This window comes from Thermodesulfobacteriota bacterium, assembly GCA_036397855.1.
In the GTDB taxonomy this organism is placed as follows: domain Bacteria; phylum Desulfobacterota_D; class UBA1144; order Nemesobacterales; family CSP1-2; genus DASWID01.
Window position 1 is genome coordinate 1 of sequence record DASWID010000153.1, and the last position, 7,707, is coordinate 7,707.

The 7,707-nt window shown below is 39.7% G+C and carries 7 protein-coding genes; 6 read left to right on the forward strand and 1 reads right to left on the reverse strand.

Features of this window, described 5'->3' with window-relative positions; genetic code table 11:
• From VGA95_12255 to VGA95_12270, 4 genes are all read left to right on the forward strand, one after another.
• A partial coding sequence (locus tag VGA95_12255; protein HEX9667311.1) for an efflux RND transporter permease subunit occupies positions 1 to 641 on the forward strand: 641 nt, incomplete at its 5' end.
• 212 nt (positions 642 to 853) lie between these two features.
• Positions 854 to 2,245, forward strand: coding sequence for a class II fumarate hydratase (locus tag VGA95_12260; protein ID HEX9667312.1), 1,392 nt, complete (start codon positions 854 to 856; stop codon positions 2,243 to 2,245).
• 62 nt (positions 2,246 to 2,307) lie between these two features.
• Positions 2,308 to 2,871 (forward strand): DNA-3-methyladenine glycosylase I, encoded by a 564-nt coding sequence (locus tag VGA95_12265; protein ID HEX9667313.1) that lies wholly within the window; start codon positions 2,308 to 2,310, stop codon positions 2,869 to 2,871.
• A gap of 54 nt (positions 2,872 to 2,925) precedes the next feature.
• Positions 2,926 to 3,297, forward strand: coding sequence for a metallopeptidase family protein (locus VGA95_12270; protein HEX9667314.1), 372 nt, complete (start codon positions 2,926 to 2,928; stop codon positions 3,295 to 3,297).
• An 8-nt stretch (positions 3,298 to 3,305) separates the two neighbouring features.
• Here VGA95_12270 and VGA95_12275 read toward each other — a convergent pair whose 3' ends face one another.
• Positions 3,306 to 4,235 (reverse strand): DMT family transporter, encoded by a 930-nt coding sequence (locus VGA95_12275; protein ID HEX9667315.1) that lies wholly within the window; start codon positions 4,233 to 4,235, stop codon positions 3,306 to 3,308.
• A gap of 872 nt (positions 4,236 to 5,107) precedes the next feature.
• On the opposite strand from VGA95_12275, the gene cas6 reads away from it, so the two are divergent.
• Positions 5,108 to 5,863 (forward strand): CRISPR-associated endoribonuclease Cas6, encoded by a 756-nt coding sequence (gene cas6, locus VGA95_12280; GenBank protein ID HEX9667316.1) that lies wholly within the window; start codon positions 5,108 to 5,110, stop codon positions 5,861 to 5,863.
• 45 nt (positions 5,864 to 5,908) lie between these two features.
• Positions 5,909 to 7,707 (forward strand): TIGR02556 family CRISPR-associated protein (locus tag VGA95_12285; GenBank protein ID HEX9667317.1); only part of this gene is annotated, 1,799 nt, incomplete at its 3' end.

The following is a 7,707-nucleotide window of genomic DNA, read 5'->3' on the forward strand; positions in this document are numbered from 1 at the left end:
TTCGTAGCAGTGGCGAACTCGGGGGTTCTTATAGTGCAATCTTAACTGGTACCGCCGATGATTTAACCGTTACTCGTAAGGCCCTTCAGTGGAATTTTGTACTTGCTGCTGTAATTGCTTATCTTTTGATGTGTTCGCTATTTGAGAGTTTTCTCTACCCCTTTGTAATCATGTTCAGCGTTCCGCTTGCATCGTTTGGTGGATTTCTCGGACTATTACTATTAAATATTTTTACCTATCAACCACTTGATGTTCTCACGATGCTGGGATTTATAATACTCATAGGAATAGTCGTAAATAATGCCATACTCATTGTTCATCAGGCGCTAAACCACATGCGTGATGAGGGATACGAAACCAGTGATGCGATAGTGGCATCAGTGAAAACACGTATAAGACCAATCTTTATGAGCACGATGACGAGTGTTTTCGGAATGCTTCCTCTGGTAATTTCCCCTGGATCCGGCTCTGAATTCTATAGAGGCTTGGGTAGCGTGGTGGTTGGTGGGCTCACGGTTTCAACAATTTTCACATTGTTTCTAGTTCCATCCGTTTTCAGCATTGTTCTTGATGCTAAGGAGAATCTTTCTAGAAGATTCGGAAAAATCAAGGAATCTTTAGGCTTACTTCCTTCAAAGTAGAAATTTCTTTCAGTCCTGTATCCTTCCTACATTCTTTCCGTTTGTCATATCCATGCACAGTATCAAAAATAAGAATTTAAATCAGCAATATTGCGTCTTAAATTATCCATTCTGATATTTGACTTGTAAGTTCGTTTGGATAGATTTTTATTCCCGAGTGGAATTTTTCAGTATTGAACGCAAGCAAAGTATGGCGAAGGAGGCTATAAGTAATGTCTAAACAAACACATAGAATAGAATCTGATACTATGGGTGAAATGAAGGTGCCTGTCGACGCATATTATGGCGCACAAACAGCCAGGGCGATAGAAAATTTTCCTATAAGTGGTATTAGGAAGCCTAGACATTTTATACGGGCATTGGGTCTTATTAAGCTCGTAGCGGCTGAGGCAAATATGGAGCTAAGGCTGTTAGATAAGAATAAGGGGTCTGCTATTGTCAAGGCCGCTAGGGAGGTAGCGGATGGAAAGCTCGATGACCACTTTGTCTTAGATGTTTTTCAGACTGGCTCTGGCACTTCCACGAACATGAACGTTAATGAGGTAATAGCCTATCGTGCAAATGAGATATTGGGTGCGAAAAAGGGAGATAAAAAAAGTGTCCACCCAAACGATCACGTAAATATGGGGCAATCGAGTAATGATGTATACCCCACTGCAATGCACGTATCTGCTCTCGAGGCGATTGAGAAGGACTTAATTCCTGCTTTAAGACACCTTCACAAGTCTCTTTCAAAAAAGGCAAAGGAATTTGACAAAATCTTGAAAATTGGCCGCACCCACCTTCAGGATGCAACTCCAATAAGGTTGGGGCAGGAGTTTGGTGGATATGCGAGTATGATAGAACATGGAATACGAAGGTTACATGGCACACATGTAAATCTATCGGAATTGGCAATAGGTGGAACGGCGGTAGGAACTGGCATAAATACGCATCCAAGGTTTGCTAAAATAGTTGCGAGCAAACTGAGCAGATTGACGGGTATTAAGTTCAGGGAAGCGGAAAATCATTTCGAGGCTCAGGGTTCTAAAGACACTATTGTTGAAACAAGCGGGGTTCTTAAAACTCTGGCGGTGAGCCTTATGAAAATTGCTAACGATATTAGATGGCTTGGAAGTGGTCCTCGGTGTGGATTGGCTGAGATCCTTATTCCGCCCGTTCAGCCCGGATCTTCGATAATGCCTGCTAAAGTAAATCCCGTAATTCCCGAAGCGGTTTGTCAGGTGGCTGCCCAGGTCATAGGGAATGATTTAACCATAACCGTTGGAGGTATGCTGGGGAATTTTGAGTTAAATGTCATGATGCCGGTCACAGGACATAACCTTCTTGAATCTATAAGGTTGCTGGCGAGTTCTTCCAGGGTTTTTGCTGACAAATGCATATCCGGGATAAAGGCTGATAAGAAGCGATGTGAAGAAATGATAGAGAAGAGCCTAGCCATGGTCACAAGTTTGGCCCCATTAATTGGATATGATATGGCTGCCAAGATAGCAAAAGAGGCATACGATACCGGTAAGACGGTCAGAGAGATCTGTATGGAGAAGAATGTTCTTCCAGAGGATAAATTGAAGAAGATCCTTGACCCCTGGTCGATGACTGGATAAAAATTAATCATGCAGTTAATTACTCGCCTATTTTCGAGTAACAAATTTACCAAGTCTAATAAATGTTGACTAGATGTGAATGGGTTTGGTACGATCCCTTATTAACAGAGTATCACGACAAGGAATGGGGCGTACCTCTTCATGATGATAGACGACTCTTTGAATTCTTAATTCTTGATGCTTTTCAGGCTGGCTTAAGCTGGTCAATTATTCTAAGAAAACGAGAGAACTTCAGACGAGCCTTCTCAGGCTTTGATCCCTTTAAGATCGCTAAGTTCAATGAATCAAAGGTTGATCGCTTACTTCAGGATTCTGGAATAGTAAGAAATAAGTTAAAAATAGATTCTACAATTTCAAATGCTAAGTCCTTTCTGGCTGTTCGCAAAGAATTTGGGACGTTTGATAAATATATCTGGCAGTTTGTAAACTACAGAACAATTCGAAATGGATGGAAATCTATAAAGGAATTACCAGCTAAGACTGAGGAATCGGATGCAATGAGCAAGGATCTAAAAAAGATGGGTTTTAGATTTGTGGGTTCAACAATTTGCTATGCCTTCATGCAGGCTGCTGGAATGGTTAATGATCACGTTATTAATTGTTTTCGTTATGAAGAATTAGAGTGATATTAAAGTGTGATATGTATAACGACTATATTCAAATTTTAAAACTCGCATATTGTGGATAAGAAGTCATTCGAAGAACTTGTTGAAAGGGCGTACAGCTCAATCCCTGAGGAATTCAGAAAGAAAATTGAGAATGTTGTCATAACTGTTGAGGATTACCCAACTAGGGACGATCTACAAACACTCAAATTAAGAAGAGATAGTCTATTGCTGGGTCTCTATAGGGGTGTGCCTCTGCCGAAGAGGAGCGTGTGGCAGGTAGCTGGCTTCCCGGATCAAATCGTCTTATATCAGAAGGATATAGAGAGAATTTGTAGAAATGAAAAGGAGATTGAGGATAAGGTTAATGAGGTATTAATACATGAGATAGGACACTATTTCGGCCTATCCGATAAAGAAATTTATGAACTCATGGGAAAGTCGTGACCCTTCTGCTAAGCGACGGATTTTTTTGCCAACACATTCGAGGCTTGGTTCAGGGGAAAGGGTTTGTGTTTTTTATGATAATGGATAACGGAGAGAATTCCACCAGCCGAGACAAGTATGGTTCCGAGTATCGACAAAGTATTCGGCACTTCATTCCATACGATCCATCCGATTATTCCTGAAAAGACTACGACGGAATAGTTGAATGGAGAAACCCGTGACGGTGAGGCTTGTTCATAGGCGAGGATGAGAAGAAGCTGAGCTATTGCCATGGTTAACCCAATTCCGATCAAGTAAATCCAGGCTATCGGTTCAGGCGTGGACCACTCGGTAATTAATAAAGGCACCGTCAGTACAGTTGAGATCAAAAAGTAGTAGAAGAGAATGCGTGTTGAGGGCTCTGTGATGTTTAAACGACCGACGGTAACAAGCGCGATGGCAGAGAAGATACCGGCTATAAGCGCCAGAGAGGTTGCCCAGCTAAAGACGTCCCTTCCTGGTTGTATTATTAACACAATGCCAACAAAGCCGATCACAAGACTAAACCATAATCTACCGCTGACCCCGTGTTTTAACCAGATCCAGGCGACGAGGGGAATGAATAATGGGGCGGCATTAACAAGCAGAACCGCGTCTACAAGGGAAATATAATTGAGGGCAATAAACATGAAATACTGAGAAAGCAACCCCGAAACACCACGAACGAAATGGAGCCAGAAGTGCTCCGTCTGCAGGTTACCGATTCCACCTCGTACAATCCAAGGAGTTAGGAGAACAAGACTTATCGAATTCTGGAAGAATACCAAGACTCCAGAGGAAACCGACTTGGTGGCCGCCTTGCCAAATGCACTCATAATCGCGACAGAAAGAAAGGCCAGAACAGTAAGGAGGACGCCAAGCCCGAGGTTATGGTTTCGTGGAGTGTTAGTTTCGGTCATAGTTCCTTAACCTATTTCCTATAATGCTATTTTTGAGAGTGGAATATCAGCATTTTGAGATAGAGGATAGTGTAATAAGTTTTTTGATATATCCAACACCACTCCTTTTACAACCCAATCTGTGATACATCCCGCTGGCTCAAGCGATATATGAAACGCATTTGTGGTTGGGATTGGGCTGGATGTGAATCTGTAGGATATACATTGTCTCACGTTATCCCATAGTTAAAAAGCGCGTCCCCTTTTTAATTTTATTGTAGGGAACGCATACCTGCGTTCCTCATAAAATATTTTTAAATGTTTTTTCTTAACCATCACTCCCGAACCCCCCTATCAGGACTCCATACAAGGATCATTCCGAAAAATCCTGAGCCCTGAGTCCTGAGTTCATCGAAGGATCGAAGGGCCTGTCCTGACCCCGGTTCTACGATGGCAATAATAAACCGTTCACACTGAGCCCGTCGAAGTGTGGATCAGTTCCTTTGCCTGAGGACCTGTCGTGAGCGTAGCCAAAGCGCCTGTCCTGACTAGGTCGAAGTGATCAGTTTAAACCCCTGCGTGACGATCTGACTTGACTCAAATGTCATTGCTGGGAAGGCCAAACGCCTCTGTCGATCTCCTTTTTTTATCTAAAAATTAGGATACTTCGATGAAAAGAAAGAAAAGGACAAGAAAGAGGAAGTTCATGACGAGGAGCGTAATAAAGATAATTTGAAAAATAGCGGGGACGAAGAACAAAAATAGTTTATAAGTCAATATACATGGCAGGCACCAGGTTTTTTCTAACTAATATTCAAATGAATTTCGTTTAATACTTGATTTTTAATAGTAAAAAGAATTATTCTATAGCTTACTCTACTCGGGGGGTATTTATGAGGCTGGTTGTTGAACTTTCATCTGAAAAGGAATTTTCAGTACCCATACATTATAATCACTACATTCAAGGCTTTATCTACAATTCAATATCGCCCAAGCTTGCTCAAATATTGCACGACTACGGATTTCCTCTCGAAAAGAGAAAATTCAAGCTTTTTACCTTCTCTCGAATTCTTGGAAAATACAATGCTAATAGCAGTGATGGGGTTATAGCTTTTTCCTCACCGTTCAAGATTATTATTAGCTCAGTAATGAAACAATTTATACAGGAAATTGGTGAAGAATTACTAAGAAAGGAGACATTAAGAATCGCCTCGAATGTTGTTTCTGTTATTTCGGTAGAAGTTTCTGACTTTCCCATTGATCAAAGCAAAATTAGGATCAAGATGCTATCACCTGTAACGATCTATAGCACTTTATCATCATCAAATGGAAGAAAAAAAACCTATTACTACAACCCGTTCGAGAGAGAATTTAGCCAACTCCTGTCAGGAAACGCCAAGAAGAAACTCAAGGCATTTTACAATAAAGATTCTCGTGGAGAAATAAAACTAATTGGACAGAATCTGTCCAATAAGAATGAGAAAATTATGTCGTATAAGGGCACGGTGATAAAGGGATGGATGGGGATTTTTGAATTAAGCGGAGACCCGGAGCTAATGAAAATCCTCTATGACACAGGACTCGGAAGCAAAAACTCCCAGGGTTTTGGATGTTTTGAGGTGTTACAAAGAAAAGACTTTAAAGAGTGATATATATACTATCAACCAGGTGATACCAAGAATATAGGATAAAAAATGATTCAGGCGATAAAGGAATTAGGAGAGCAAAATTTGGAAAGAGAAGGCAGGGATACATCGGACCTTCTTTCTATTCTCGTGCAAGACCCGAATCAAGATGGGAGTTGTCCGAAGATATTGGTGATTGTGTTTAAGAAAACAAATGATGTATATCAATACAGTCATATAGCTATAGAGGAAGCGTCTAAATCAAAAATAAAAAAATATCTTTATCGACGAGGGGCGTCCAAGGGACCTGACTTTACACCTACTGCCAAAATTACTGGAATAGAAAAAGCTTTTAATAATAAGATGAAGGGGTGGTTCAAAAGCATTAAAACTAAAGATGATCCTATAGTATTAGCTCTCAAGGTAGCCTTTGAGAAATCAGAAAATACTATACTTTATGACCTTTCAAACAAATGGAATGAGATCAAACCTTCATTACAACCCAAACAGAGCGGCGTGATTACCCTAGCTGTTGAAGAGAATAATGATTTGAGATACGTAGGAGACTTTCAACCATTTAAGGATTTACTTGTTTATTCTGTGAAAGAGAAATACAACAAAATAGTTAAGACCGACCATAACTGTGCTGTCTGTGGTGAAAAAAAGAATGAAGTTTATGGTGAGGCAATTCCAATTCCATTTTATACTCTGGATAAACCTGGTTATGTTGCCGGTGGTTTCAATAAAAAAGATGCTTGGAAAAATGCTCCTATATGCTTGGAATGTTCTTTAAAGATAGAAGAAGGAAATAGGTTCTTAGATGAAACAAAAACGCTTTCACCCAAGATGGGGGGACAGAATTATTATCTAATTCCAAAGTTTATATTCAGTACGAAAGAATCGGGCGAGATTATTGAAACCTTTTTTAAGATGTCAACTCGACCCGATGAAACTTTACAAGGAAAATCTTTAAAACGCATATCTGAAGATGAAAATGAGATATTAGAAGAATTGGGTGAATTACAGGATGTACTAACTTATAATTTTCTGTTCTTTAAAACTCCAAACCCCCAAGTTTTTAAAATTAATCTTCTTGTTGAAGATGTTTTGCCTTCCAGAATAAGTACCATATTTGAAGCCAAAGGAGAAGTAGAAAAACACTTGATTTTCAAAGATGTTGAGATTAAAAAGAAAAAGTATCCAAATATTGAATATCGTTTTGACGGACTCCGCAAATTTACTCCATCACAAAAAGAATTTCTGGAAATAGTGGATAAGACATTCCGGGGAATAAATCTGGAATCCAACATTCTTTTTTCTTGGTTTATGAAACCTATTCGTCAAGGTTTTATTAATCAATCATGCTTAAAGCCATTAGTACTACAAGCCTTTGTATCTCTTCTGTTCTTTAAAAAACTTGGGATAATACCCCAAGAAAAACCTTTTACAAAAGGAGATAAACTTATGACCGAATTAAAAGAAAAAGCCGAAGGATTTCTCGAAGGATTTGCAGAAACTTTTAGAACGCCTGCCCATAAAGTAGTATTCCTATTGGGCGTTCTTACTCAAGAACTCCTAGATATTCAGAAACGAGAAAGAAAGGCTACGCCATTCAGAAAATATCTCAGGGGACTCAGAATGCAAGAAGAAGACCTAAAAAGCTTATTGCCAAAGATACAGAATAAACTCGAGGAATACGGGGAGAATTATTATCGTTATCGCTTATTAGAATCTTTGATATCTGCGTATTTTCTTGAATCAGGTAGAGGCTGGCGGATAAGCACCGATGAACTAAATTTTTACTTTGTACTTGGGATGAATCTTAAGAATGAAGTAGATAAAGCCCTAGGGTTAAAAAAAGAAAAGGA

What these genes read in the sequence shown, in the direction of transcription:
- cas6 (HEX9667316.1), top strand. Translation starts at nt 5,108, where the DNA reads ATGAGGCTGGTTGTTGAACTTTCATCTGAAAAGGAATTTTCAGTACCC.
- VGA95_12275 (HEX9667315.1), bottom strand. Translation starts at nt 4,235, where the DNA reads ATGACCGAAACTAACACTCCACGAAACCATAACCTCGGGCTTGGCGTC.
- VGA95_12265 (HEX9667313.1), top strand. Translation starts at nt 2,308, where the DNA reads ATGTTGACTAGATGTGAATGGGTTTGGTACGATCCCTTATTAACAGAG.
- VGA95_12260 (HEX9667312.1), top strand. Translation starts at nt 854, where the DNA reads ATGTCTAAACAAACACATAGAATAGAATCTGATACTATGGGTGAAATG.